The sequence below is a fragment of the Bradyrhizobium sp. RDM12 genome (assembly GCF_051917485.1).
GTDB lineage: Bacteria > Pseudomonadota > Alphaproteobacteria > Rhizobiales > Xanthobacteraceae > Bradyrhizobium.
Genome location: NZ_CM133064.1, coordinates 1,500,140 through 1,525,773, shown reverse-complemented (window position 1 = coordinate 1,525,773; position 25,634 = coordinate 1,500,140). Strand labels below are relative to the sequence as shown.

At 63.5% G+C, this 25,634-nt stretch carries 20 protein-coding genes and 4 pseudogenes; 8 read left to right on the top strand and 16 right to left on the bottom strand.

The window, feature by feature from the left end; genetic code table 11:
• Positions 1-89: 89 nt before the first annotated feature.
• Genes hmgA through ACTGJ9_RS07220 form a run of 4 tightly spaced genes read right to left on the bottom strand, consistent with a single transcriptional unit; the run spans position 90 to position 4,282 of the window.
• Positions 90-1,436, bottom strand: a complete 1,347-nt coding sequence (gene hmgA, locus ACTGJ9_RS07235; protein ID WP_456676507.1) for a homogentisate 1,2-dioxygenase — start codon at positions 1,434-1,436, stop codon at positions 90-92.
• 2 nt (positions 1,437-1,438) lie between these two features.
• The gene (locus ACTGJ9_RS07230) at positions 1,439-2,395 is read right to left on the bottom strand and encodes an MBL fold metallo-hydrolase (RefSeq protein ID WP_456676506.1); all 957 of its coding nucleotides are present in this window, start codon (positions 2,393-2,395) and stop codon (positions 1,439-1,441) included.
• A 23-nt stretch (positions 2,396-2,418) separates the two neighbouring features.
• Positions 2,419-2,646 (bottom strand): DUF2783 domain-containing protein, encoded by a 228-nt coding sequence (locus ACTGJ9_RS07225; RefSeq protein ID WP_456676505.1) that lies wholly within the window; start codon positions 2,644-2,646, stop codon positions 2,419-2,421.
• A gap of 7 nt (positions 2,647-2,653) precedes the next feature.
• Complete coding sequence (locus ACTGJ9_RS07220; protein WP_456676504.1) at positions 2,654-4,282, bottom strand: FAD-dependent oxidoreductase; 1,629 nt, start codon at positions 4,280-4,282, stop codon at positions 2,654-2,656.
• 110 nt (positions 4,283-4,392) lie between these two features.
• On the opposite strand from ACTGJ9_RS07220, the gene ACTGJ9_RS07215 reads away from it, so the two are divergent.
• On the top strand, positions 4,393-4,935 hold the full coding sequence (locus ACTGJ9_RS07215) for a MarR family winged helix-turn-helix transcriptional regulator (protein ID WP_456676503.1): 543 nt from the start codon (positions 4,393-4,395) through the stop codon (positions 4,933-4,935).
• A 120-nt stretch (positions 4,936-5,055) separates the two neighbouring features.
• On the opposite strand, the pseudogene ACTGJ9_RS07210 reads toward ACTGJ9_RS07215, so the two are convergent.
• A pseudogene (locus ACTGJ9_RS07210) lies at positions 5,056-5,863 on the bottom strand (N-acyl homoserine lactonase family protein).
• Positions 5,864-6,245: 382 nt separating this feature from the next.
• Here ACTGJ9_RS07210 and ACTGJ9_RS07205 point away from each other — a divergent pair.
• The 4 genes and pseudogenes from ACTGJ9_RS07205 to ACTGJ9_RS07190 all read left to right on the top strand — a co-directional run bounded on the left by ACTGJ9_RS07205 (position 6,246) and on the right by ACTGJ9_RS07190 (position 12,787).
• Positions 6,246-7,768, top strand: a pseudogene (locus ACTGJ9_RS07205) (caspase family protein).
• 143 nt (positions 7,769-7,911) lie between these two features.
• Positions 7,912-8,577 carry an OmpA family protein gene (locus ACTGJ9_RS07200; protein WP_456676502.1) on the top strand — a complete coding sequence of 222 codons (666 nt, stop codon included), beginning with the start codon at positions 7,912-7,914 and terminating at the stop codon, positions 8,575-8,577.
• Between the two features lie 143 nt (positions 8,578-8,720).
• Positions 8,721-9,650 (top strand): efflux RND transporter periplasmic adaptor subunit, encoded by a 930-nt coding sequence (locus ACTGJ9_RS07195; RefSeq protein WP_456676501.1) that lies wholly within the window; start codon positions 8,721-8,723, stop codon positions 9,648-9,650.
• A complete protein-coding gene (locus ACTGJ9_RS07190) occupies positions 9,650-12,787 on the top strand; it encodes an efflux RND transporter permease subunit (protein ID WP_456676500.1) in 3,138 nt (1,045 codons plus the stop codon). The genes ACTGJ9_RS07195 and ACTGJ9_RS07190 overlap by 1 nt, the downstream gene beginning before the upstream one ends.
• 42 nt (positions 12,788-12,829) lie before the next feature.
• Here the strand turns inward: ACTGJ9_RS07190 and ACTGJ9_RS07185 are convergent, their stop codons facing one another.
• Entirely contained in the window at positions 12,830-13,504 is a 675-nt protein-coding gene (locus ACTGJ9_RS07185) for a Crp/Fnr family transcriptional regulator (protein ID WP_456676499.1), read from the bottom strand.
• A 223-nt stretch (positions 13,505-13,727) separates the two neighbouring features.
• Here ACTGJ9_RS07185 and ACTGJ9_RS07180 point away from each other — a divergent pair.
• Both ACTGJ9_RS07180 and ACTGJ9_RS07175 read left to right on the top strand, forming a co-directional pair.
• Positions 13,728-15,778: pseudogene (locus ACTGJ9_RS07180) on the top strand (AsmA family protein).
• A gap of 109 nt (positions 15,779-15,887) precedes the next feature.
• Positions 15,888-16,022, top strand: a complete 135-nt coding sequence (locus ACTGJ9_RS07175) for a hypothetical protein (protein WP_456678788.1) — start codon at positions 15,888-15,890, stop codon at positions 16,020-16,022.
• Positions 16,023-16,224: 202 nt separating this feature from the next.
• Here the strand turns inward: ACTGJ9_RS07175 and ACTGJ9_RS07170 are convergent, their stop codons facing one another.
• From ACTGJ9_RS07170 to ACTGJ9_RS07150, 5 genes are read right to left on the bottom strand one after another with little or no spacing between them, the layout of a single operon-like run.
• Positions 16,225-17,601: a type I restriction-modification enzyme R subunit C-terminal domain-containing protein gene (locus ACTGJ9_RS07170; protein WP_456676498.1), complete on the bottom strand. Its 1,377-nt coding sequence runs from the start codon at positions 17,599-17,601 to the stop codon at positions 16,225-16,227.
• Entirely contained in the window at positions 17,514-18,344 is an 831-nt protein-coding gene (locus ACTGJ9_RS07165; RefSeq protein ID WP_456676497.1) for a DEAD/DEAH box helicase family protein, read from the bottom strand. The genes ACTGJ9_RS07170 and ACTGJ9_RS07165 overlap by 88 nt, the downstream gene beginning before the upstream one ends.
• Complete coding sequence (locus tag ACTGJ9_RS07160) at positions 18,341-19,636, bottom strand: DEAD/DEAH box helicase family protein (protein WP_456676496.1); 1,296 nt, start codon at positions 19,634-19,636, stop codon at positions 18,341-18,343. Before ACTGJ9_RS07160 ends, ACTGJ9_RS07165 begins: the two co-directional genes overlap by 4 nt.
• A gap of 11 nt (positions 19,637-19,647) precedes the next feature.
• The gene (locus tag ACTGJ9_RS07155; RefSeq protein WP_456676495.1) at positions 19,648-19,974 is read right to left on the bottom strand and encodes a transcriptional regulator; all 327 of its coding nucleotides are present in this window, start codon (positions 19,972-19,974) and stop codon (positions 19,648-19,650) included.
• Positions 19,975-19,986: 12 nt separating this feature from the next.
• Positions 19,987-20,217: a type II toxin-antitoxin system RelE/ParE family toxin gene (locus ACTGJ9_RS07150; RefSeq protein ID WP_456676494.1), complete on the bottom strand. Its 231-nt coding sequence runs from the start codon at positions 20,215-20,217 to the stop codon at positions 19,987-19,989.
• 148 nt (positions 20,218-20,365) lie between these two features.
• Between ACTGJ9_RS07150 and ACTGJ9_RS07145 the strand changes: the two genes are divergently transcribed.
• A complete protein-coding gene (locus ACTGJ9_RS07145; protein WP_456676493.1) occupies positions 20,366-20,680 on the top strand; it encodes a HigA family addiction module antitoxin in 315 nt (104 codons plus the stop codon).
• Positions 20,681-20,742: 62 nt separating this feature from the next.
• Here ACTGJ9_RS07145 and ACTGJ9_RS07140 read toward each other — a convergent pair whose 3' ends face one another.
• From ACTGJ9_RS07140 to ACTGJ9_RS07120, 5 genes and pseudogenes are all read right to left on the bottom strand, one after another.
• A complete protein-coding gene (locus tag ACTGJ9_RS07140) occupies positions 20,743-20,958 on the bottom strand; it encodes a hypothetical protein (RefSeq protein ID WP_456676492.1) in 216 nt (71 codons plus the stop codon).
• 258 nt (positions 20,959-21,216) lie between these two features.
• Positions 21,217-21,915 (bottom strand): restriction endonuclease subunit S, encoded by a 699-nt coding sequence (locus ACTGJ9_RS07135; protein ID WP_456676491.1) that lies wholly within the window; start codon positions 21,913-21,915, stop codon positions 21,217-21,219.
• 59 nt (positions 21,916-21,974) lie between these two features.
• Complete coding sequence (locus tag ACTGJ9_RS07130) at positions 21,975-22,388, bottom strand: restriction endonuclease subunit S (protein ID WP_456676490.1); 414 nt, start codon at positions 22,386-22,388, stop codon at positions 21,975-21,977.
• A pseudogene (locus tag ACTGJ9_RS07125) lies at positions 22,385-23,894 on the bottom strand (type I restriction-modification system subunit M). Before ACTGJ9_RS07125 ends, ACTGJ9_RS07130 begins: the two are co-directional and overlap by 4 nt.
• Before the next feature lie 250 nt (positions 23,895-24,144).
• Positions 24,145-25,476, bottom strand: a complete 1,332-nt coding sequence (locus ACTGJ9_RS07120; protein ID WP_456678464.1) for a Spy/CpxP family protein refolding chaperone — start codon at positions 25,474-25,476, stop codon at positions 24,145-24,147.
• Positions 25,477-25,634: the final 158 nt, after the last annotated feature.

The window sequence follows — 25,634 nt, the reverse complement described above, 5'->3', positions numbered from 1 at the left end:
TGGGAGAGGTTCACTCGCGGATAGAACCCCTCACCCGTCTCGCCGCTACGCGGCGAGCCACCCTCTCCCGCAAGGAGAGGGCAAGAACATCACCGCCGGTTCGGATCGAACCGCTTCTCCAGTCCCTTCCAGCAATCCGCGTAATCGTCCTGCAGCGTCGAGGCATTCGCCGCATGCGCTGTCACGCGCTGCGGATAGCGGGTCTCGAACATGAAGGCCATGGTGCCCGTGAGCTTGACCGGCTTCAGCTCGCCATTGCTGGCGTGCTCGAAGGCGTCGCGATCAGGGCCGTGCGGCAGCATGCAATTGTGCAGGCTGATGCCTCCGGGCACAAAGCCCTGCGGCTTGGCATCGTAGACGCCGTAGATCAGACCCATGAACTCGCTCATGATGTTCATGTGGTACCAGGGCGGACGGAAGGTGTTGTCGGCGACCATCCAGCGCTCGGGGAAGATGACGAAGTCGATGTTCGCCGTGCCTGCTGTCTCGGACGGCGAGGTCAGCACCGTGAAGATTGAGGGATCAGGGTGATCGAAACCGATGGCACCGACCGGCGAGAAGGTGCGCAGATCGTATTTGTAGGGCGCGTAATTGCCGTGCCAGGCGACGACGTCGATCGGCGAATGCGGCAAGGTGGTCTTGAACAGCGAGCCGCCCCATTTCACGAACAGCTCGGTCGGCGTGTCCTTGTCCTCGTAATGCGCGACCGGCGTGAGGAAATCCCGCGCGTTCGCAAGACAATTGGCGCCGATCGGCCCGCGCTCCGGCAGCGTGAAGGCGCCGCCATAATTCTCGCAGAGATAGCCGCGCGCCGGTCCGTTTGGAATTTCAACGCGGAATTTCACGCCGCGCGGGATCACCACGATCTCGCCGGGCTCGGCGTCGATGCGGCCGAATTCCGTAACGAGGCGAAGATTGCCCTGCTGGAGCACGAACATCAGCTCGCCATCGGCATTGTAGAAGTGCTGGTCCACCATCGACTTGGTGATGAGATAAACATGCGCGGCCATGCCAGCCTGCGTGTTGACGTCACCGGCGGTCGTCATGGTCTGCACGCCCCCGAGGAAGGTGACGTCCTCCTTCGGTAGCGGCGCCGGGTCCCAGCGCAGCTGCCCGATCGGCAAATCGTATTCATGGCAGGGCGCCGAGCGCCAAAGACCGGCATCGACCTTCTCGAAGCGGCCGGAGTGCCTCACCGAGGGGCGGATGCGATAAAGCCAGGAGCGCTCATTGGTGCCGCGCGGCGCGGTGAAGGGCGAGCCCGAGAGCTGCTCCGCGTAGAGGCCGTAGGCGCAACGCTGCGGCGAGTTGCGCCCGATCGGCAGCGCGCCCGGCAGCGCTTCGGTCTCGAAGCTGTTGCCGAATCCGGACATGTAGCCCGGCGTCACCTGCGCCGAGCTGCGGATGATCTGATCAGGCGAGGTATTGATGTTCATGACTATCCTCCTCCTTGCAGGGCCGCCCACATTTCCTGGTCGCGTTTGTCAGTCCAGATCACGGGATCGTCGATCCCCGACGCTTCGTCATAGGCGCGCGACACATTGAACGGCAGGCAGTGCTCGTAGATGGCAAAACTGTGGAATTTCGGGTCCATCACCTCGCGCGTCGCGGCCATCGATTCCTTCAGCGTACGGCCCTTTGCGACCGAGATTTCGGCGGCGCCATAGAGCGAGGTGACGAAATCGCGCGTCATCGCGATGGCCTCGCGCACGGTGGCTGTGCCCTTCAATGCATCACCGCGGCCCGGCGCGATTGCCTTGGGATTGAAATTGCGGATCTCGTTCAGCGTCAGCGGCCACTCGCGCAGATGCGCGTCGCCGCAATAGCAGGCCGAGTGATACTCGATGAGATCGCCGGAGAACATCACCTCCGCATCCGGCACCCAGGCGACGATGTCGCCGGAGGTGTGGCCGGCGCCGAGCTGCATCAAGCGCACCTCGCGCTTGCCGAGATAGATCGACATCTCGCCTTCGAATGTCAGCGTGGGCCAGGTCAGGCCAGGAATGCTTTGGGCATCCTGGAACAGCCGGGGAAAACGGCCATACTCGGAATCCCAATCCTGCTGGCCGCGTTCCTCGATCAGACGATAAGTCTCCTGCGAGGCGACGATGCCCTGCGCCTTGTAGGCGGAGGCGCCAAGCACGCGCACGGCGTGATAATGCGACAGCACGACATATTTGATCGGCTTGTCGGTGACGGTGCGCACACGCTCGATCACCTTGTTGGCCATCGCCGGCGTCGATTGCGCGTCGAACACGAGGCAGCCGTCATCGCCGACGATGATCGCCGTGTTCAGGTCGCCTTCGGCGGTAAACGCGTAGAGATCGGGACCGATCTCGGAGAAGGTGATCTTCTTCTCGGAGAGATCGCCGGTGGATGCGAAGTTCTTCGCCATCAGTTCGTCCTTCAAGTCTTGGGTTATTGTTGTTGCTGTTGCTGCTGTTGCTGGCCGTCGATCATGCGGCGTTTCGCCAGCACGAGCGCTTCCCGCAGCACGTCGATGTCTCCGATATGATTGGCGAGGATCAGCACCAGCGCCGCGTCGAAATCGGCGCTCTGCTCGTCGCTGAGGCCGCGATGGGCCTCTACGATGGAGCGAAAAGCATCGTCGGGCCGCGCAAAATTGGAGCTGGTGGATAACGGCATATCAGCCTCAATTCAGACCTGCGGCCCGCGACAGCGCGGCCGCGATCGCCTCACGCGTCGCATGGCGGAAACGCGCTGCGACGTAGCCGTCCGGCCTGAGCAGATAGGCGGAGCCCGGCTCGGCATCATAGCGCTTGCCGACGAGACCTTTGGGATCGGCAAGTCCGCCGTCGCCGCCGATGCGGAGATCCTTCACGCCTTCGGGCGCGTCGACCGCTGCGCCATTGCTGAACGACAGCAAAGTGAAATCCGTTCCATCCTTGCGGAAGGCATCCGTCAGGTAAGCTTGCTCGCCCGCGCGCGTTGCAACCGGCGCATCGAGCATGGAGCAGCCCGGCGATGGTCCACTGCGCCAGACATCTGCATCGCGCGATGACAGGGGCGAATCATAACTGCAAGGAACCGAGAGCCGGCCGCCATTGACCATACGCTTGCCGAACTCTGTCTCCTTGGCCAGTGACAGCACCGCCTGGCGCAACCGGGCTTCCTGATGCGAGTTCGGCGCCATGAAATCGGTCGAGCGGGTGGATTCGCGGATGTTCTCGTCGGCAGCCCCGCTGCGTTCGACATGGTAGCTTTCGAGCAGGCTCGCGGGCGAGGTGCCGCGCAGCACCCGGTCGAGCTTCCAGGACAGGTTTTCGGCGTCCTCAAGTCCCGAATTCGCCCCACGCGCGCCGAAGGGTGAGACTTGGTGTGCGGAATCACCGGCGAAAATCACGCGGCCATGAATGAAGCGGTCCATGCGCCGGCACTGGAATTTGTAGAGCGATATCCACTCGAACTCGAACTTGTCGTGGCCGAGCATGCGCTCGATGCGTGGCCGCACGTTTTCCGGCTTCTTCTCGACGACGGGATCGGCGTAGCGGTTGAGCTGGAGATCGATGCGCCAGACATCGTCGGGCTGCCGGTGCAGCAACGCCGAGCGTCCAGCATGAAACGGCGGATCGAACCAGAACCAGCGCTCGGTCGGGAATTCCGCCGTCATCTTGACATCGGCGATCAGGAACTGATCCTCGAACACCTGTCCGGCAAATTCGGCGCCGACCATCTGCCGCAACGAGGACCGGGCGCCGTCGCAGGCGACGGCATATTGCGCGTGCAGGCGATAGGCGCCTTCGGGCGTCTCGATTGTCAGTGCAACGGAATCGTTGCGTTGCTCGATCGACGTCACCTTGTTGCGCCACCGCAGATCGATCGCGGGCAGATCGCTGATGCGATCGACCAGATAGGCCTCGGCGTAATATTGCTGGAGATTGATGAAGGCCGGCCGCTTGTGGCCCTCCTCGGGCAGCAGGTTGAACTGGTAGAGCTGGGACTCGCCGTGAAAGATGCGGCCGACATTCCACACGACGCCCTTGTCGACCATGCGGTCGGCAACGCCGAGCCGGTCCCAATATTCCAGCGAGCGCTTTGAGAAGCAGATCGCCCGCGAGCCCTCGCCGATGCGGTCGGCATCATCCAGAAGGACGACGCGCTGGCCGCGCTGGGCCAGATCGATCGCCAGCGACAGCCCGACGGGCCCGGCGCCGACGACCACGACCGGGTGCTCGGCCGGACTTTGGCCGGCACGATCCTGGTCGGGATGGCGGCGATAGCCGAACTGGGATTTGGCCTGATGCGTATTGGCGCCCGCCATGCGCTAACCTCGGCTCTGGTCAGGAGAGGACTGATCTGCTAGATAGTCTCACGTGCAACTATTTTGGACCGGAGCCGGCCGGCCGTCAACTGGAATTCGGAGCGCAAGCCTTGGCGAGAACATCCAGCGACGCCGCGCTGAAGCGACAAGAGATGGACGAGGCGCCGCCGCGGCCGAAAGCGCGGCTCGATCTGTTCAAGTTCGTGCCGTTCCGCCTCAACCGGCTGGCAGCGGAGGTCAGTTCCGCGCTCGCAGTCGAATATCAGGAGCGTCACGGCCTCGACATTCCGGCCTGGCGCGTGATCGCGACGCTCGGCTTCCGCAACGATGCCTGTAGCGCGCAGTATATCTCGCAATGCACCCGCACGCACAAATCCACCATCAGCCGCGCGGTGACCACACTGCTGCATCAAGAGCTGATCGAGCGGGTCGAGAACGAAGCCGACCGCCGCGAATTCCGCCTGCAACTGACGAAGAAGGGCCGCGCGCTGTACGAGGAGTTGTTCCCGCAATTGCTGCGGCGGGAAGACGAGATCCTCGCCTGCCTCTCCGCACAGGAGCGCAAGCAACTCTCGGCCCTTCTCGGCAAGATCGAGCAGAGTCTCGATCTGATCCAGACCAGCGAAGAGGCCGACGCCAAGCAGGCGTACTAGACCCCTCTGTCGTTCCGGTGCGCGTCTAGGGCAAACCCGGAATCCATTCATCCACGTAACCGGCGGTGGGATGGATTCCAGGCTCGCCGCGTTGCGGCGCCCGGAATGACGGCTTCTCCGTCACTTCGCAAAAGACCGCGACGGCGGCAAATGCAGCGCCCAGGCATCGATCTTGTCGCTCGCGCGCGGATAGATCTCCGTCACGATCGGATCGTGCCCGGGAATATAGCGGTCGGGATGGCCGGCGAGGCGTTCGATGGTCTCCCAGCCCACGGCCATGTCGCCGACATTGTAGACAATCGGGAACGGGCTGCGGCGCTGCAGATTGCCGTAGTAATGCGCGGCGTCGGACGCCAGCACCACCGGACCGCGCGCGGTCTCGACCTTGACCACCTGCAAGCCGTCCGAATGGCCGCCGACGCGGTGCACGGTGACACCGGGCGCGATCTCGCCGTCGCCGGCATAGAAATTGACGCGCTCGCCATAGACATGGCGCACCATCTGGGTGACGTGCTCGACCGAGAATGGATGTCGCAGCAGTCCGTTGCACATGCAGCGGCCGGTGGCGTAAGCCATCTCGCGCTCCTGGAGGTGGAAGCGTGCATTCGGGAAGCGGTCGAGATTGCCGGCGTGATCGTAATGCAGATGCGTCACGATAATGTCGCGAATGCTCGACGCGGCGACGCCAAAACGCTCCAGCGCATCGACCGGATTGAGCGTCAGCTTGCGGGCGCGCGAGGTCGCCTCCTCGGCATTGAAGCCGGTATCGACCAGAATATCGCGGCCCTGCCCCCGGATCAGCCAAACGAAATAGTCGAGATCCTGCGCCGCGCTGTCATGCGGGTCGGGCGCCAGAAAAATTCATGCTGGGGGTGCGCGGCGACATGGTCGCATAACGCAGGGCGTAGATTTCGTAGGCGTTTCCCATGACTTCGATCCTGGATTTTGCTTTTTCTGAATGGACCTGTCGCGCACCAAGCCATCGCCCGCAGCAAAGGTCAAACCTCCCCGAGCCTGCGGTTGACGCAGGCCGCAATGTGAGACCAATCACATCTTCGTCTTCGTCGCGAGTACCAGCCTAAATTAGCATGACAGCCGGAACCCTGAACGAGAACGCGTCGAGTAGAACCGTGATCGGCGAATTATTCCCTCGCAGCCGACCCTTGCGTCGCGGTCAATTGTCGCGATAGTGCCGGATCTCCAAGCGGTTGACGCCCCCACTCCCCGGTTTGATAATGCACATTGCGTAAGTTAATGTCGCCGCGGCGCAAGCTGGTAACGGCGCCTTTTTTGGCTGGACCGCGCTGACTATGAAAATTCGCCTGCTTTTTCTTCTGCCATTCCTTATATCGCTCATTCCGACCGCGGCGTCGCATGCGGCCGGTGACCGCTACGCGCTGGTCATCGGCAATGCCAAATATCCGGACGCGGACAGCCCGCTGAAGGAGCCGATCAACGACGCCCGCGACATCGCCGACGAGCTCAAGCGCGACGGCTTTTCCGTTGAGATCGGCGAGAACCTGACCGGCGACGGCATGCGCCGCGCCTTCGACAAGCTCTACGGCAAGATCAAGCCGGGCTCGGTGGCGCTGATCTTCTACAGCGGGTTCGGCATCCAGTCGGCACGGCAGAGCTACATGATTCCGGTCGATGCGCAGATCTGGACTGAGTCCGACGTCCGTCGCGACGGTTTCAGCATCGAAGCCATCCTGGGCGAGCTCAACACCCGCGGCGCCGGCGTCAAGATCGCATTGATCGATGCCAGCCGGCGCAATCCCTTCGAACGGCGGTTCCGCAGCTTTTCGGCGGGCCTGACCCCGGTGATCGCGCCGAACGGCACGCTGGTGATGTATTCGGCGGCGCTGGCGTCCGTGGTGTCGGACGCCGGCGGCGACCACAGCCTGTTCGTTCAGGAACTGCTCAAGGAAATCCGCGTCCCCGACTTGATGGCGGAGGAGACGCTGAACCGCACCAAGATGGGTGTCACCCGCGCATCGCGCGGCGAACAGGTGCCGTGGATCTCGTCCTCGCTCGCCGAGGATTTCTCGTTCATTCCGGGGACCGCTGGATCGCGCCCGACGGCAACGACCCCGTCGGCGGCACCTCCCGCACCGCCACCTCCCGTGGTTGCCAACAGCCCGCCTCCGGCGCCGCCCGCGCCGCCAGCACCACCCGTAGCTCTGAACAATCCGCCGGCGCCGCCTGCACCTCCGTCACCGCCGCCGGCACCGAAGCCGCAGGTCGAGGCCGCGCTGCCTGTGCCGCAACCGCCGGCCAAACCGGCCGAGCCAGCTGCGGCGCCGAACGCGGATGGCGGGCCGGGCGCGGCCGCGCTGGCTGAAGATCCCACCATCAAGGGCCTGACGGCCAAGATCGCCACCAATCCTGATGACGTGAATGCGCTGTACCGGCGCGGCCAGGTCTATGCCAGCAAGGGCGCCTACAGCCTCGCCATCAAGGATTTTGACGACACGCTCCGGATCAATTCGAAGGACGTCGAAGCGCTGAACAACCGCTGCTGGACCCGGGCCGTGGTCGGCGACCTCCAGGCCGCGCTGAAGGATTGCAACGAGGCGCTGCGGTTGCGGCCGAACTTCGTCGATGCGCTGGACAGCCGGGGCTGGTGAACCTCAAATCGGGAGCGGTCAAGAATGCCATCGCCGATTTCGACGCGGCGCTCAAGATCAACCCGCGACTGACCTCCTCGCTGTTTGGGCGGGGGATTGCCAAGCAGCGCAACGGCTCGGCCCAGGAAGGGGCGCTCGACCTCGCCAATGCCAAGGCGATGGATCCGAACATCGTGCAGGAATTCGCAAGCTACGGAGTACGTTGATATTTTTTGATTTGAGACCCGCGGCGCCTCGAACCCGTGGCGGCCCGCCAAAGACTAACCGAACGGACGGCGCAGGCGGCCTTGCGGTGGGGCCACTGGCAGGAAATTTTGAACCGCGCGGGCTCGCGCAGGAAGGACTGGCAATGAGATTGGCTGCAAATGGACTGACCGCGATCCTGTCCATCATCACCATCAGTGCCGCACTGACGCTCCCGCCCGCCTTCGCCGGCGACGACGGCAACAGTAAGAACGTTACCGAGGACGAGATCGTCCGCGCGCTGGCGCCGGCGCCGAAGAAGCCCCTGACCCGCGGCCTCTCGATTGCCCCGCAGACCGATCCGGCGCCGAACCCGGCGGAAACCAAGCTGATCCAGTCCGTTCGCGGCCGCGCCACCCGCTCGCTGTCGTCGACCGAGCGTGAGGAGATCGCCTCCGTCGCCAAGGACAAGCCGAATATCGATCTCGAAATCACCTTCGACTACAACTCGGCCGACATCAGCACCAAGTCGCTGCCTTCGGTGCAGGCGCTCGGCCGCGCGCTCACCAGCCCCGATTTGAAGGGCTCGACCTTCGTGGTCGCCGGCCACACCGACGCCGCCGGCAGCGAGGGCTACAATCAGGAGCTGTCGGAACGCCGCGCGGATTCCATCAAACGCTACCTCGTCGAGAAGTGCGGCATTGCCGCCACCGACCTCGTCACCGTCGGCTATGGCAAGAGCAAATTGAAGGATCCGAGCCAGCCGATGGCGGAGGTGAACCGCCGCGTGCAGGTCGTGAACATGGAAAACAAGACCACCGCATCGAAGTGACCACGACGTAATCCGTTGAAGTGACAAGTCGTGATGTGGTGTAAAGTCTTGCTCCCGGCGTGCGTCCCGCAGCCCTGCGGGACGCCGCTTCGTTTCAGGGAAACGTTCCCAGCAACCCCGAGCCAGGCCAGGATGATCCGGCGATGAACATCTCCGAATATCTCAAGCCTGCAGGAACCGTGGCGTTCATCGTTGCGCTCGGCGTCGGCTATTATTGGTTCGAGCATCGGCATCGCCCCGAGGCGAAGGAGACGCCGGGCGAGGCGCTCGTCATCGTGACGAAGTCGACCAATGCCTGCTTCTCCGATCTGGTGCGCGTCACCGGCTTCTTCGTGCCGCGGCGCGAGGCCGTGGTCATCGCCGACCAGGAAGGGTCGAAGGTCACCGACGTCTTCGTCACCGAAGGCGCTGTCGTCACCGACAACCAGGAGCTGGCGCGCCTGACAGCGCCGCCGCAGATGCCCGGCCAGCCGCAAAGGCCGGGCCCGCAAGGCCCGATCTCGCTGAAGGCACCCGCACCGGGTCTCATCACGGAAGTGCGGACCATTGTCGGCGCGCCGGCCTCGCCGCAGGCGGGACCGATGTTCCGTATCGCCGTCAACAACGAGATCGAGCTGGATGCGCAGGTCCCGGCCGTGCACATGCCAAAACTCAGCCCCGGCGCGACGGTACGGATCAGCCGGGACGACGCCGCCGATCTGATCGGCCGGGTCCGGCTGGTTGCCCCCGAGATCGACCGCGCCACGCAGCTCGGCCGCGTTCGCATCAGCGTCACCAACAATCCGTCGCTGAAGGTCGGCGTGTTTGCCCGTGCCTCGATCGACGCCAAGCGAAGCTGCGGCGTCGCAGTTCCCAAGACCGCGATCGACCATCTCACCGTGCAGGTGGTCAAAGGCAACACCGTCGAGACGCGCCGGGTGCGCGTCGGGCTGACATCCGACAGCCAAACCGAAATCCTTGAAGGGGTCGACGTCGGCGAAATCGTCGTGGCCGACGCCGGCTCTTCGCTCCACGACGGCGACCAGATCAGGACCATGTTCGCCGATGAACTCGATCGCACGCGGGTACGCTGATGGCTCTCAATATCTCGGCATGGTCGATCCGGAATCCGCTGCCGTCGGTGGTCTTCTCGATCATTCTGTTGATCCTCGGCTGGACCTCCTTCACCAAGCTCGCGATCACGCGACTGCCCTCTGCCGACATTCCCGTGATCTCGGTCGCAGTAGCGCAGTTCGGCGCCGCGCCCGCGGAGCTCGAATCCCAGGTCACCAAGACCGTTGAAGACGCCGTCTCCGGCGTCGAGGGCGTGCGGCACATCACCTCCTCGATCACCGACGGCGTGTCGGTCACCACCATCCAGTTCGCGCTGGAGACCAATACCGATCGCGCGCTCAATGACGTCAAGGACGCAGTGACGCGCGTGCGCTCGAATCTGCCGCAGAACGTCACCGAGCCGCTGATCCAGCGCGTCGACGTGATCGGCCTGCCGATCGTCACCTATGCGGCGATCTCGCCCGGCAAGACGCCGGAGCAGCTCTCGTATTTCGTCGACGACGTGGTCAAGCGCGCACTGCAAGGCGTCCGCGGCGTTGCCCAGGTCGAGCGCATCGGCGGTGTCGAGCGCGAGATCCTGGTCTCGCTCGACCCCGACCGCCTGCAGGCGATGGGGCTGACCGCCGTCAATGTCAGCCAGAGCCTGCGCGGCACCAATGTCGACGTCGCCGGAGGCCGCGCCGAAATCGGCAAGAACGACCAGGCGATCCGGACCCTGGCCGGTGCCAAGACGCTGAGCGATCTTGCGGGCACGATGGTTCCGCTGTTCGGCGGCGGCGAGGTCCGTCTCGACGATCTCGGTACCGTCACCGACACCATCGCCGACCGCCGCACCTTCGCCCGCTTCAACGGCGAGCCGGTGGTCGCGCTCGGCATCAAGCGTTCCAAGGGCGCCAGCGACGTCAAGGTCGCCGAAGCCGTGCAGAAGCGCATCGACGCGCTCAAGGCCGCCTACCCCGACGTCGATCTCAAGCTGATCGACACCTCCGTCGAATACACCAACGGCAATTACGAGGCGGCGATCTCGACCCTGTTCGAGGGCGCCATCCTCGCCGTCGTCATCGTGCTGTTGTTCCTGCGCGACCTGCGCGCCACCATCATTGCCGCCGTCTCGCTGCCGCTGTCGATCTTCCCGGCGTTCTGGGCGATGGACATCCTCGGCTTCTCGCTCAACCTCGTCAGCTTCCTCGCCATCACGCTATCGACAGGTATTCTGGTCGACGACGCCATCGTCGAGATCGAGAATATCGTACGGCACATGAACATGGGCAAATCGCCCTATCGTGCTGCGCTCGAAGCCGCCGATGAAATCGGCCTCGCCGTGATCGCGATCTCGCTGACCATCATCGCGATCTTCGCGCCCGCAAGCTTCATGTCGGGCATCGCCGGACAGTTCTTCAAGCAATTCGGCATCACCGTCTCGGTGCAGGTGTTCTTCTCGCTGCTCGCAGCGCGCTTCGTGACGCCCATGCTGGCGGCCTACTTTCTCAAACATGGCAATCATGAGGAGCCGCCGCCCGGCCGCCTCCTGCGGACCTATCACGGCCTCGTGTCGTGGTCCGTGAAACACTATTTCATCACCGTGCTGATCGGGTTCGGCATCTTCGCGGCCTCGATCTGGAGCATCACGCTGCTGCCGCAAGGCTTCTTGCCGGCGCAGGACAGCGCCCGCTCGCTGCTCGCCCTCGAACTGCCGCCGGGCACGCAACTCGCCTACACCGAAAAGGTCACCGAGGACATCGTCGCACGGCTACGCAAGCGGCCCGAGGTGAAGAGCATCTTCGTCGACGGCGGGCGCGTCCCGCCGGGCACCCAGGAAGTCCGGCGCGCCGCCCTGATCATCAATTACACGCCCAAGAACGACCGCCACATCACCCAGCGCGAGCTTGAATTCTCGATCAGCCAGGAGCTGGAGAACGTTCCCGATATCCGCTTCTGGTTCCTGGACGAGAACGGGCTGCGCGCAATCTCGCTGGTGGTGACCGGCGTCGATGCCAACATCGTCAACAACGTCGCCAGCGAGCTCGCGACGCAGATGAAGCGGATTCCGACGATCTCCAACGTGATCTCGGAAACCTCGCTGGAGCGTCCCGAGCTGCGCATCGAGCCGCGCGCCGATCTCGCCGCCCGGCTTGGCGTCTCGACCGAAAGCCTGTCGCAGACCATCCGTGTCGCGACCATCGGTGACGTCGGCCCGGCGCTTGCCAAGTTCGACGTCGGCGACCGCCTGGTCCCGATCCGGGTGCAGCTCGAGGACGCCGCGCGCGGCAATCTCAAGACACTGGAGCAGCTGCGCGTGCCGCTCGGCGAGCACGGCGAGAAGGGCGGCGTTCCGCTCTCGGTCATCGCCGACGTCAAGCTCGACCAGGGTCCGACCAGCATCAACCGCTACGACCGCGAGCGACAGGCAACCGTCGCCGCCGACCTCGTCGGCTCAGCGGCGCTCGGCGACGCCACCAAGAGGATCTACGACCTGCCGGTCATGAAGAGCCTGCCGAAGGGCGTAAAGGTCTCACCCTCCGGCGACGCCGAAAGCCTCAACGAGCTGTCCGGCGGCTTTGCCACCGCGATCACGGCCGGCCTGATGATGGTCTATGCGGTGCTGGTGCTGCTGTTCGGCACCTTCCTGCAGCCGATCACCATCCTGTTCTCGCTGCCGCTCTCGATCGGCGGCGCGATTGCGGCGCTGCTCGTCACCGGCAAGCAGCTCACCACGCCGGTGTGGATCGGCATTCTGATGCTGATGGGCATCGTCACCAAGAACGCAATCATGCTGGTGGAGTTCGCGATCGAATCCATCAAGTCCGGCAAGCCGCGCGACGAGGCGATGATCGACGCCGGCATGAAGCGCGCCCGCCCGATCGTGATGACGACGATCGCGATGGCCGCAGGCATGATACCGAGCGCACTTGCGGTCGGCGCCGGCGGCGAGTTCCGCTCGCCGATGGCCCTCGCGGTGATCGGCGGCCTGATCTTCTCCACCATCCTGTCGCTGGTGTTCGTGCCTGCGATGTTCATGGTGATGGACGACCTCGGCGCCCTGATCTGGCGCTTTGGCAAGCGGCTGATCGTGCACGGCGAGGATGCGGAGACGGGTGATCATCATGCGGATGCGGCACCGCCGCCGAAGCGCATTGTGCATCCGGCGGCGGAGTAGATCGCGCCGAATAGCGGAATTCGTCGCCGCGATCGCTTGATCTCACTCGTTCCGCGCGATCGCCGTCAGCTTGGTTATGTTCCGCAGCAGGATGCGGCCGCGCTGGAGGTCCAGGATCGCTTCCTTGCGCCAGGTCTGAAGCTGGCGATTGACGCTCTCGCGGGCGGCGCCGACGAAGACGCCGAGCTGCTCCTGCGAGATGTGCACCTCGGAACCGAAATCGGCGGCGAGCGCGCAGAGCCGCCGCGCCAGCCGCACCGGTAGCGGCTGCAACATGGATTCTTCCATGCGCTCGCTCTGCCAGAGGATGCGCTGGCACAAGAGCGCGATGATCTTGATCGCAACCTTGGGCTCGCGCTCGAGGAAGGCGAGGAAGTCTTCGCGCCGCAGCACGAACAATTCGCTCACCTCACCGGCGGTCGCATCCGCAGTGCGGCTCTGGCCGTCCAGCACCGCGACCTCGCCGAACAGGTCGCCTGGGCCCATGAAGTTCAGCGTCAGCCGGCTGCCGTCGGAGGCGCCGGTCTCGATGCGGACCTGGCCGCGGCGCACGCCGAACAGCGCGTCACCGGGGTCGCCCTTCTGGAACAGCAACTCGCCATTTGCCAGATGCTGGGTGTGGCAGAGGTTGGACAACCGCTGGAGTTCGTCCGTTCCGAGATCGGCGAACATGGCATTCATTTTGAGAATGACCGCAAATTCGGCCTGCTTGCTCATTTCAACGTCCTTGTGAATTTCTTTGGCAAATCGCTCGGAAGCATCAGCATCAGAATCGCGTAAAACCGCGTTGGGCAAGTGTGTCATAAGTCACATAACTTTGCAGTACGTTCCGATTATTTTTACCGGCTTGGAGCGGCTTCCCGTCCCGGGATAAACTCAGGCGTAAAGGGCGGGCCATCTGCCGGTTTCGGCGCCACTCGTCCATCGTTGGAAAGTCGACATGAGAGCAGTGAAATTCGTCGGCGCAGCTTTGGTCGCAATCATCGTTGTGATCGCACTCCTGCTGGTGATCGGGATCCCCTCGGGCTTCCTGACCGCGAGGATTGCCTCGCGCGTCGAGCAGGCGAGCGGCTATCGCCTCTCGATCGATGGCACCACCAGGATCAGCCTGTGGCCGACGCTGAACGTCAAGCTGAACGACCTCACGCTCCAGGACCCCAAGGACCGCAGCGGCATCACGCGCGTGACGATCGACAGCGTGCAGGCCGACATGTCGCTCGCAAGCGTGTGGTCGGGTCGCCCTGACATCAGCGAGATCGTCGTCACCCATCCGGTGCTGTACCAGCCGCTGCTGCGCGAGCGCCTGCCAAACGCCGATGCGGCGCCGAAGCCGCTTGCGCTCGATATGGACGGTGCGAGCATCGACCGTATCAGGATCATCAACGGCGAAGTCGCATTCTCGCGCGTGCGCGATCGCGTCGACGGCCGTATCAGCGCGATCAATGCCGACGCCGTCATGGGCCGCGACCGCAAGGTCAATGTCGCCGGCACCGCGCGCGTCGGCGAGCACCCGACCAAGTTCGACATCAAGGCGACCACGCCAGCGCCGCCGATCGAGCGGCAAACCATCCCGGTGGATTTCGCCATCGATATGCCCGACGTGCTGAAGTCTCAGCTCGCCGGCCATGCCGAGCTGCGGCTCAACGGTGCGGTCGTGATGGTCAACGGCGTCAATGGCACGCTCGGCGATGGCGCGTTCAACGGCTGGGCCTCGGTCGACATCGCGAGCAAGCCGCTGGTGAAGGTCGATCTCGACTTCCAGCGGCTGGCGATTCCGCTGGCGAAATCGCCTGACGGCAGCACCGGGCAGCCCTGGAGCGACGCGCCGATCGATGTGTCGGGGCTGAACTATGTCGATGCGCAGGTCAGGATCTCGGCCAACGAAGCCGTGATCGGCGACGCCCACCTTGCGCCGCTGGCGCTCGATGCAAAACTCGCCGGCGGGATATTGAAAGTGAGCACGGCGAATCTCGGCGCCTATGGCGGCCAGGTTTCGGGCGAGGTAATCCTCGATGCGACCAGCGGCGCGCCGAGCTTTGCGATGCATTCCGACCTCGTCGGCGTGCGCGCGCTGCCGCTGCTGCAGGGGCTTGCCGAATTCGACCGGATCGACGGCAAGCTGCAAGCCAAGCTCGCGCTGCGCAGCGCTGGCACCAGCCAGCGCGAGCTGATGGCGAACATGCAGGGCACGGCCTTCGTCAGTTTCCAGGACGGCGCCATCCGCGGCATCAATGTCGCGCAGATGATCCGTTCGCTGACGTCGGGCACGCTGTCGGGCTGGCAGGACAGCCAAAACAACAGCCAGGAGCAGAGCACCGACCTGTCGCAGCTCTCCGCGTCCTTCCGCATCGACAAGGGCCAGGCGGTGACCACCGATCTCAATCTGATCGGACCGCTGGTGCGCGTCACCGGCACCGGCACCATTGCGCTCGACACCAAGATGATGGGCTTTCGCGTCGAGCCGAAGCTGGTGATGACGACCGAAGGCCAGGGCCGCGCCTCCGATCCCGTCGGCTTCGGCATTCCCGTGATGATCACCGGCGCGTGGTCGCAGCCGCGGATCTACCCTGACATGGCCGGCGTGCTCGACAATCCGGATGCCGCCTATGCCAAGCTGCGCGAGATGGGCAAGGGCCTGTTCGGACCTGATGGCGCGGGGCTCGGCAACATCCTGAACAGTTTTGGCCTCGGCGGCGCCGCTGCGCCGGGTGGCGGCAACGCCAACCCGCCGACGCAGCAGCAAGGGCAAGGACAAGGACAAGGGCAGACCAATCTGCTCGGCGGCCCGCTCGGCGAGGCGATCGGCAATCTGATCCAGCAGGGCCTCTCGAGCGGTGCCGGCAACGGCGCCGGCCGAAGCCGCAGCCTGCCCGGCGCATCGGCCACACCGGCACCCCAGGCTTCGCCGACCCTCCGACCCAGGACCCGCCTGAGGCGCAGCAGGACAGCCAACCGATGAACGATGTGATGCGGCAGCTGTTCAATCGGTGATTGGCGCCACACCCGCCCTCGACCGGTCCTCACCGGTCCAAAAGCCCAATTTGTGGTAAAAGGGCCGTGGCCCCGTGCGGCCCGTAGCGCCGACGCCGATCACGGCGCGATGGAGACCTGGATCTCCTACCGCGCCACCAAGACATCGCTGAACAAGTCGCTCGAAGACCGCGTCGCGACCCAGCTCGGCGAGATCGAGCGCATCCGCAAGCTCGAGCGCTCCGCGGCGCGGCGGCGGGGGTGACCTCCAACACAAAAATCGAAAACAACCCCATGCATAGTAGCCATAGCCCTGAGCCGCATGGCGAATTCCACGCAGCTTACGGATTTTGCGAAATTCTCTTTGACACGTCGGGCAAAACACTGGCAGGATGGCATCATCGGGCGTTTGCGCGTGATATCACCAGGCTCTGATGTGCTTGCCCGTCGGGTCACAGCCGTCCCCCTCAAGCAACCGCGCTGTCGTTAATCTCACGTATCGTGCTGACGAGACGGACGACCTTGGCCTCGTCGAACAAATGCTCCGGCCCCGTCGGCGCAATCGCGGTGAAAGGCGGCTCGTATAGCAACGACGGGTCCATCATGCCTTGATCGGTCAAATGCTCCACCACCATGTTGATGAACTCGATTTGGGCTGCGGTCGCGGTGCCAGAGGCGATGAACCCGCCGAATGCTTCGCTCACAGCGGCGCGATCAAGTCCTACGAGTGAGCGCACGAACCGTCCAAAGCCGTGGCTCGTCTCACGCGCGCGCTCGATGTCGCCGGCCGCGCCAACGCCGGCATCGAGCAGCATCTTCTCCAGCTCGGTGAGATCGGACGAGGTCAGCGGCTTGCCCTGGCGTAGCTTGTGCAGGACGATATTGTCCTGATGAGCGCGCAGGAAATGACGGGCCTTGCTCCTGAAGCGAGCGAAATCGGCCTCGCCGACTTGGGGCAATTGCAGCTCGACGCCTTCGCCGATCTCGTCCGCGAAGTTTGAATAAACCAGCGCCTTCTTGCCTTTCTCGATGTGCTGCACGAGGTCACGGAGGCGCAAACGCACCAGCTCGAGGAGCGGCACGGTGACGCCTTCCCACCACTGATCGGTCTGGATCTCTTCGATCAGCTCGGCATGCTGCGCGATCGCGGGAATGGCGGTCTGCTCTTCCAGGGCGGACGCGATGTCGAGAAGCTGCTTGCGCAGCGTGTCGAAACGCTTTGAGCCCTTGAGCAGCGCCAGTTCGAGCTGGAACATCAGGAGGTCGAAGCGTTTGGCATCCTCGGTGCCCAGCATGTGGCTTGACGGCAGCGGCGCGACTTCGTCGACCAGCTCCTTGCGCTTCTCGTCATCGATCACGCGCCATGCATTCGGCTCGCGAAACTTTTCCACGGAGCGGCGATGCTGACGCACGATGAAATTATCTTCGTTCATTCCGCCAACGATCTCTTGCAGCGTTTTGGCGGCGGACGCGCGAATGTCCGGCTCGCTCGGCGGCGCGTCGTCGCCCAGCTCGTAGGGGGTCTGTGCGCCCGCAGCAAAGCCGTCTGCCTTGGCATGCTTCTCATCCAACGCCCGCACCAGATCGACCCGACCTGCAAACAGGCGCTCGGACAGCGAGCGTGCCGCGCTCGCCTCCTTCAATTCGGGATTGGCACCGAAGAACTCGATGTTTTGGCAGTAATCGAAGACACGGAAGAATTCCTTGTCCTGCCCAGGGCCAAACAGATCGGGACACAGCCGCGTACCACGACCGATCATCTGCCAGAATTTCGTCTTGGAACGTACCGGTTTGAAGAAGACGAGGTTGACGACTTCGGGCACATCGATGCCGGTATCGAGCATATCGACGGAGATCGCGATATCGGGGCCTTGGCCTTGGCCGAAAAGTCGTCGATCAGCGTCTGGGCGTAGGCTCCCGTCTGGTGCGTGATCACCCGCGCGAAATGTCCGGTCAACGCTGGATAGGCCAAATTGAATCGCTTCTCGATGAATTTCGCGTGTGCCTCGTTCTTGGCAAAGAGGATGGTCTTGCCGAGCCGGTCACCGCCCTCGACCTTCAGGCCGTTCTGCATGAGATGAGCGATGACGAGATCGACCGTCTCCTCGTTAAAGAGACGCTTGTTGACCTCGGCGGCTTCAATGGTGTCGGGAACATCGTCCTCGCCCCATTCCAGCATGTCCCACTGGTCTTTTTCCTCGGGGCTGAGATCGTCATAGCGCAGCCCGGAACGGACGATCTTCAACGGCACGGAGATCGTCTTTGGCGGCACGAGATGCCCCTCGGCCACCGCCTCCTCCAGCGAGTAGGCGTCGGTCGGCACGCCGTCTTCGAGATCAAACAGCGAGTAGGTGTTGCGATCGATCTCGTCCTTTGGCGTCGCGGTGAGGCCCACGAGGAAGGAGTCGAAATACTCGAAGATGGCCCGGTAGCGCTGGTAGACCGAGCGATGCGCCTCGTCGATGACGATGAGATCGAAATGGCCGGGACCGAACTTGGCCTTGCCTTCCTGCTTGCCGTCGATCAGGCCCATCATGGTCGGATAGGTCGAGATGAAGACGCGGCCTTCGCTGGTTCGCTCGGTCACGAGATTGACCGGAGCGGATCCGGCAAATGCGCCTTGAAGGCGCCGGCCGCCTGGTTCACCAGCGCAACCCGGTCGGCGAGGAACAGCACGCGCTTGACCCAGCCGGCGCGCATCAGGAGATCGACAAGCGCGATCACGGTCCGCGTCTTGCCGGAGCCGGTCGCCATGACGAGCAGCGCCTTGCGCTCCCCGTCCTCCTCGAAATGTTTTGCGATGGAGCGGATGGCCCGGTGCTGGTACGGCCGCTCGACGATTTTCCGGTTGATCGCCTCCGCGCCAAGCGATCTGCGGCGAGACCGGCGCTGGATCAGTAGTTCCAGTTCGTCGTGCTTGTAAAACCCGCCGATCTGGCGCGGCGGTGAGCTGCTATCGTCCCAGATCCAGTGCTCATAACCGTTGGAATAGAAGATCACGGGACGCTGGCCGTAGCGTGCTTCCAGACAGTCGGCATAAAGCTTGGCCTGCTGCTGGCCCGCGCGGGCATCCTTGCGGGTCCGCTTGGCCTCGACCAGGCCGAGCGGCTTGCCATCCGCGCCCCTGAGCACGTAATCGACAAAGCCAATGCCCTCATTGTTCGGCATGCCCTCGACCCGAAACTCAGTATCGTCGGGCTTGTCGAGCGCCCACCCGGCCTCGCGCAGCAACAGGTCGATATAGCGATCCCGTGTCTCGGCCTCGTTGTAGTCGTGGCGATCGGGCCGCGCCTCCGCCGCCTTGCGGGCCGCGGCGACCTCGGCGCGAATTGTCTTCAGCTCTTCGTCGAGGTTCTGCTTGTCGAGGAGAAGCTTCGTCAGTTCGCCGTTTTTGGCGTCGAGCTCGGCCTGCTGCGTCTTGAGCTGGACAAACGCCTTCTTCAAGACCTCGTCGCGGCGCAACAGCACCGACGGATCGAAGACGAGGCTATCCGCCGGTTTGACCTTGGCGTAGGTGCGCGCAAACCAGAAGCAGACGTGAAACAGCTCCTTCACCGCGCCGGTGGCATCCCCGGAGCTGATGCGGCGCTCTTCATGGACGGCGCGGTTGCGCAGCGTGTTGATGTAGCGCGCCTTGGCAAACACGGCTTCGCCCGCGACCTTGCGGAAGCTCGGCTCGTGCAGCAGCGCTGCGATATTGTCCTGATACGGCAGTTTCAGGCCGGGATCGTTGCGGAACGCCCATTTCACGGCGAGCTCGACGGTCTTGCCGGCGAAGAATGCCGCCGCCGTCGGCGACGCCGCCGCCTGGCGCTCGGCCTCCACCGCAGCTTCGTGCAAGTTGGGGAATTCGGCCGCGAGGAAGGTGAAATTCGACATCGGGCGCGCCGTCAGGCCGCGTCCGCGACGGCGCGAATTTCGAGATGCACGCCAGTCTCCGTCTGCAGCACGCTGATGACTCCGAGCAGGTTCTCGGCGGTCGGATTGCCTTCGGGACCGAACATGCGCATCAGGCTCTTTTCCGGCCGGCCGAGCACCTTGCTCAACCGCTCGAAGCCGATGGTCGCATTGATGTAGGCGCGCAAGGTGGCGCGGCCATCGGCAGTATTTCCGGCGAGCAAGGCCTGCACCGCTTCCTGAAACAGGGCCTCGCGAAAGGCCGGATCGCGCTCCGCTCGTTTCCGTACCGTGTCACGAAAATCCCGCGTCAACGCCATTGTCGTCACCTTTCACCGCGCTTGCGCGCCTTGTAGTCCCCAGCAGCGAAGCGCGGCGTCGATATCGTTGCGCTGCCTTCGCTTCGTACCGCCACCAGGCAGGATGATCAGCGCGTTGCCGTCCCAGCCGAAATAGACCCGATAGCCGGGGCCTCGATTGATCTTCAGTTCGGCGGCGCCTTCGCCGATCGATTTGACGTTCGACACATTACCGTCAGCCAGCCGCTCGATGGCGACGGTCACGCCAGAGGCCGCCTGGGCGTCGAGACCGTCGAACCAGCGACGGAACGGACTACGACTTTTCGAAACATATTCTTCTATTCGGATCCTATGGTATCGTATACGTTACCAACCTGCAACCGAAACATCGCGGCTACACGCTGGGGGGAACATGACCCGGCAGAGCACGAAACGCAAACCGGCGACACCAGGCGAGATCCTCTCCGAGGAATTCATGAAGCCGATGGGCCTGACCCAGGGCGCGCTGGCCGAGGCTATGGGCGTACAGCGCAAGCACGTCAACGAACTCTGTAACGACCGTCGCAACGTCACCGCGGCCACGGCGCTGATTCTCGCCCGCGTGTTCGGCAACAGCCCGGACTTCTGGCTGAACGTGCAGCGGCGAACCGATTTGTGGGAAGCGATGCATTCGGCCCGCGACCGCAAGCGGATCGAACGGGCGCGACCGCTGACGTCGGCGGCGTGACGCGCGGGCGCGGGACGGGAGGGACAGCGCTCAATAGGCGGTCCTCGGCCGGACACTGAGCTCTACAGCAGGCCCGATGACTTGCCCGCGTCGATCCGCTCGATATCCTCCTTGAGGAGGGTGTTCACCAGCTCATTCAGCGAAGTTCTCTTGGCATCGGCCAATTCGGACAGATAGGCCAGCACATCGGGCTCCAGATGGACGGGCGGCACGAGGCGTGCGCCCTTCCGGAAGAACTTACCGCGCTCGGCGGCCGAGGAATCGGATTCGTCCTTCATCGGATCACCCATCTTCGTAGGACTTGATCTCTCGGCGGGTCGGGTGGCGCGCGGAGATGATGCGGATAGCCGTCCGCTCCGGGGCAGCTCGACATAGGTATGCACGACCAGAAGCAGCTTGTCGGCCGGGTTCGGCCCATCGCAAAAAGGGCCGGCGGACCGCTGAAGATACCTATCGTCGCCCTCAAAGGCCAGCCCGTGCTTGCGCCGATTGCTCGTCCGCTTTCGCCGGGTCCCAATCGAGCTCGAACTGCAGGGTTAGAGCTGCCCAGAGAAGGCGCGGTGCTGGAGCGAGGAGAAGAGATACTCTAGAGCCGTAGCATCTTGCTCGTAAATCTTTCGAAGTCCAGCAATTGCCGCAACCTCCCGATCGTAGACGCGCTGCGTCTCCCGGTCGGGCAAAAGAATTGGAATGCTCTGCATCTCCTTTGCGTTGATATTAGCCATTCCAACGATGCTCTTGGCCATTCCGCGGAGCGTCGCCTTGCCATGGCGGGAATTCAAATAGCCGGAAACATAGTGAGGACTAAAGCCTTGTTTAACTCGAGCGCGCACCAAATAGCCAGCAAAGGCAAACGGCTCATCCCTATCAAACACAGCCGTCTTGCCGACCAAATCGGCGCTATTGGTACGGTTGAAAAGAATATCACCGCGCTTCAGCATAAACTTCTCAAGGTTAGCGGTTGGAAAGTCTATAAACTTTAGATTGTCGAATACTACTCTTCCATCAACAGTAATATTTCCCATTCTCAAGACCGGATACCGGCCAACATCTCCCGCCTTGGCGCTGGTACCATATTGAACGCTATCAAGAAGGTCGCCGATCCTACCACGCTTCCAGCCTTTCGGATTCGAACTTGGATCACCGAACAGGTCCAAGAAGATCGAGCGAGCAAGTCTCCCAAGTAGATCGAGCGCGCTCTTGCGCTTGCGGCGCAGCGCATCCGTCTTGTCCATGATCGCGGCGATCCGGCGCTGCTCGTCGAGTGGCGGAAGTACTAGCTTTGTTTCTCGGACTATGGCCTGCGAAATGTTGGGTTGAGCCCCTCCGCAGCGCGCGCAAGGAAGTGGCTCATCTTTGATTGCAAGCCATGAAATACGTATCGCGGATCGGCTAGTTCCGGATCCGGCCTGACATTGCAGACAGCTTGATTTGTCGCAGCATCAATACCTAGAAACGCCATTCGACCGACTGTCGCACCATACATGGCCAGCAATATCGAACCTCTCGGCACCAACTTCGCGCTACTTTCCTTTAGTCCCAGCTCCGTGATTCTTTCTTCGGTGTCCTGTATCACATCTTCCCGCAACTCGCCGGATTTTACCCACGGAATCGAACCGCCGTAATATTGCTGCTTGCTGCGGTCGGGAGTTCCGCCACTACCCGTCTCACAGAATTCCTCGATCGCGAGCTGAGGATGCGCGTTCACAGTAGCGCCTCCAACTCCGCCAACCCGTCCGCGATCTCCTTCTCCAACGCCTTCAATTCCGCGATGATTTCCTTCGGAGGGTAATTCTTCACCGCTTCGTGCACCACCTCCTTGTAGCGATTGATCGAGAGATCATAGCCAGCCGCAGCTATCTCGGCCTTGGGCACGCAGAAACTCTGCGTCGTGCGCGGTCGATCACGCTCCTGGCCGGCCCTTTCCTTCCAGCGCGCGGCGATATCCGGGAGATTGTTCTTCGCGTGCTCGGCGGCATCGAGATTTGCGCGCGGGCCGGTCTTCCCCGACAGCAGCAATGCGTTGCGCTTGTCATCCAGTGAAAATCCGTCCGCTTGGCAATCATAGAACAGAATTGGTCTTGGTGAACAGCACGATCGCGGTGGAGACACCGGCGTACGGCCGGAACACCCCGACGGCAGCTTCACGATGCCATCGAGCTTGTGATCCTCGACCAGCATCTTGCGGATCGACTTGTGCGCGGTGGACGAGCCGAACAGCACGCCGTCGGGCACGATCACCGCCGCGCTTCAACAACTTGAGGAATAGCGCCATGAACAGGAGTTCGGTCTTCTTGGTCTTGACCACTGCCTGCAAGTCTTTCGCGACTTGATCCGCGTCGAGCGAGCCGGCGAAGGGCGGATTGGCGAGCACGAGGCTGTAGCGATCTTCGTCGCCGGCGTGCTCCTGCGACAGCGAATCCTTGTAGCGGATGTCGGGGTCCTCGACGCCGTGCAGCGTCATGTTCATCGAGCCGATGCGCAGCATCGTGCCGTCGAAATCGAAGCCGTGGAACATCTCCTCGTTGAAGTGATCGCGGCTTGCCTTGTCGTGAAACAGTTTTGGATGGTTGTCGCGGAGATATTCGCCTGCTGCGACCAGGAAGCCGCAGGTGCCGCAGGCGGGATCGCAGATCACGTCCTTCGGCGTCGGTGCGGTCATCTCGACCATCAGCGCGATGATGTGGCGCGGCGTGCGGAACTGGCCGTTCTGCCCGGCGCTCGCGATCTTGCCGAGCATGTATTCGTAGAGGTCGCCCTTGGTGTCGCGGTCCTCCATCGGGATATCGGCGAGGAGATCGACGACCTTGGCGAGCAGCGCCGGCGTCGGAATGGTGAAGCGCGCGCCTTTCATGTGGGTGGCGTGCGCGGTGCCCTCCTCCGCCATGTTGCGCAGGAACGGGAAGACGTGCTCGGAGACGATAGCGAACATCGTCGCGGGGTCATTGTTCTTGAGTCGCGACCAGCGCATGTCCTCGTAGGCGACGCCGCCGCCCTTGCCGATGCCGTCCTTGCCCCTGGGGAAGATACGCCGCTCCATCGGCTTGCCGAGGCGGTTGGCCTTGTTCTCCTCGCGAGTATGGGCCTCGTCGAGGCCGCGAATGAAGAGGAGGTAAGTGATCTGCTCGATCACCTCGATCGGATTGGCGATGCCGCCAGCCCAGAAGGCGTTCCAGACGTTGTCGATCTTGGAACGAAGTTCACCCGTGAGCATTCCCTGCCTCGATTTGCGCTTGCCGGAGGTTGCATTAGCAAATGAGGCGGGGGAAGCGAAGTGCGGCTTTGGTGGGAATGGGAGGGGCTGTGGAGGACTTGCGGAGACGAGCCAGCGAATTGGATAATGATGCGGCCGGCAGCTTCCTTGCTGCCATCCTTCGAGACGCCCGCCTATTGCGGGCGCCTCAGGATGAGGTTTTGTTTCGCGGCAAATGTTGGATGCCGCGCAAGCGGACGTTTCGCAACACTCACGTCCCCCGCTTCGGTCCGATCGCCTCGAACCCGCCCTTCTGCTCGTCGCTGAGATCGAACTCGAAATCATCGAGCGCATCGGCGACGCCGCCGACCGCCTGCTGCATCCGCTCGAGCCGGGCCTTCGCGGCGGCGAGGCGGGCTTGGGGTGTTGATGCCGCGCTTGTCGGGCAAGGGCTGAGCGTCTGCATGGTGCGCAGCGTGGTGTCCTGGAGCACGTCGAGGCGGGCGCGTCCGGTGTCGTCGAGCTTCAGCGTCGATGCGATCTCGGCGGCGGGCCATTGCTGTTGCACGAGCTGCTCGTATTGACGCTGCGCCTGCACATCGTCGCGGGGATCGTTGTTCGGATCGCAGGCTGCGGCGGCTTGCGCGTCCTTGTGCTGGGCCAAGGCGAGCGCAGCACGGCGCTCGTTGGCCAGCGATTCGAGCTTTGCTTTCTGGCCGTCATCGAGGAGATCGACGAATTTTGCGAGCGGCGCCGCGAGCGCGTCCGTTGCCTTGATCATGGCATCGAGCCGGGCCTGCATCACGCCGAGACGCTCCGCCGCAGTCAGCGGCGCCTGCGCCGGGCATGAGGCGCGGATGGTCTCGCGCGCGGAGGCCCAGGCGGCGCCGAGATCGTCGAGCGCGGTGCGCTGCATCTCGTTCGGCTGCACCGCGGCGGCGACGCGGTCGACCGGCAGGCCGCCGGTGTCGCTGGCGTCGCAGACCGCCTCCGCCGGCGGGACTCGTCGCGCTCGACGTCCTTGCGGCGCGGTGTAGGCGGCGAACTCCGGGGCCGCATAGGGCGCGAAGATCGCGGCATAGATATCGCCATAGCCATAGAGCGAGAGGCTGGTCATATCGCCGAAGATGATTGCGGTGGTGAGATCGTCATGCGCGAACGGCCAGAACACGGGACCGACCCAACCGTAGCTGCCGTCGGGATGCCGCCACCAGCCCTGCGGACGGCGGCCGCCGTGCCAGCCCGACAGCGCCGCCTGCGCCGTGAGCGCCGCGCGCATGATGTAGGGATTGGCGGGCTGACCCCGCTCGGCTCCGTTGGGACTCTGGCGCGGATCCTGCGACCTCAGCGCAGCGGAACGATAGCGGCTGCCGCGCACCGCCATGCGGGCGTGGCGCAGCCGCGACAGGCCGATGACGTGGCCGACGGCGAAGCGCGCAATGCCGAGCGGCCCGCCGCGGAATCCGAACTGCGCCTGTGCTTGATTTGGCAACGCCACGGTCAGAATCGCGAGGAACGCGCCGGCCAGCGCCGGTCCGAGACGGGATCTCGACCTGACCACAGAGCCGACCACCGAGACGATCACTTCCTGGCCCTCCTCCAGCGCCAAGCGCACATCGCGTCGCTCGGAAAAACTCGGCGGGGAACCAAATGTTCCGCGGCGAGACGGTCGAAGCGCCGCGGCATCTTAACCTCGCCCCGCTTGCGGGGAGAGGTCGGATGACATCGCAGATGGCATCCGGGTGAGGGGGTACGGGTCTA

Bases quoted from the DNA above. Each gene is read 5' to 3' on its own strand.
- hmgA (WP_456676507.1), bottom strand. From the start codon at position 1,436: ATGAACATCAATACCTCGCCTGATCAGATCATCCGCAGCTCGGCGCAG.
- ACTGJ9_RS07230 (WP_456676506.1), bottom strand. From the start codon at position 2,395: ATGGCGAAGAACTTCGCATCCACCGGCGATCTCTCCGAGAAGAAGATC.
- ACTGJ9_RS07225 (WP_456676505.1), bottom strand. From the start codon at position 2,646: ATGCCGTTATCCACCAGCTCCAATTTTGCGCGGCCCGACGATGCTTTT.
- ACTGJ9_RS07220 (WP_456676504.1), bottom strand. From the start codon at position 4,282: ATGGCGGGCGCCAATACGCATCAGGCCAAATCCCAGTTCGGCTATCGC.
- ACTGJ9_RS07200 (WP_456676502.1), top strand. From the start codon at position 7,912: ATGAGATTGGCTGCAAATGGACTGACCGCGATCCTGTCCATCATCACC.
- ACTGJ9_RS07195 (WP_456676501.1), top strand. From the start codon at position 8,721: ATGAACATCTCCGAATATCTCAAGCCTGCAGGAACCGTGGCGTTCATC.
- ACTGJ9_RS07190 (WP_456676500.1), top strand. From the start codon at position 9,650: ATGGCTCTCAATATCTCGGCATGGTCGATCCGGAATCCGCTGCCGTCG.
- ACTGJ9_RS07185 (WP_456676499.1), bottom strand. From the start codon at position 13,504: ATGAGCAAGCAGGCCGAATTTGCGGTCATTCTCAAAATGAATGCCATG.
- ACTGJ9_RS07175 (WP_456678788.1), top strand. From the start codon at position 15,888: ATGGAGACCTGGATCTCCTACCGCGCCACCAAGACATCGCTGAACAAG.
- ACTGJ9_RS07170 (WP_456676498.1), bottom strand. From the start codon at position 17,601: ATGCTCGATACCGGCATCGATGTGCCCGAAGTCGTCAACCTCGTCTTC.
- ACTGJ9_RS07160 (WP_456676496.1), bottom strand. From the start codon at position 19,636: ATGTCGAATTTCACCTTCCTCGCGGCCGAATTCCCCAACTTGCACGAA.
- ACTGJ9_RS07155 (WP_456676495.1), bottom strand. From the start codon at position 19,974: ATGGCGTTGACGCGGGATTTTCGTGACACGGTACGGAAACGAGCGGAG.
- ACTGJ9_RS07145 (WP_456676493.1), top strand. From the start codon at position 20,366: ATGACCCGGCAGAGCACGAAACGCAAACCGGCGACACCAGGCGAGATC.
- ACTGJ9_RS07140 (WP_456676492.1), bottom strand. From the start codon at position 20,958: ATGAAGGACGAATCCGATTCCTCGGCCGCCGAGCGCGGTAAGTTCTTC.
- ACTGJ9_RS07135 (WP_456676491.1), bottom strand. From the start codon at position 21,915: ATGGACAAGACGGATGCGCTGCGCCGCAAGCGCAAGAGCGCGCTCGAT.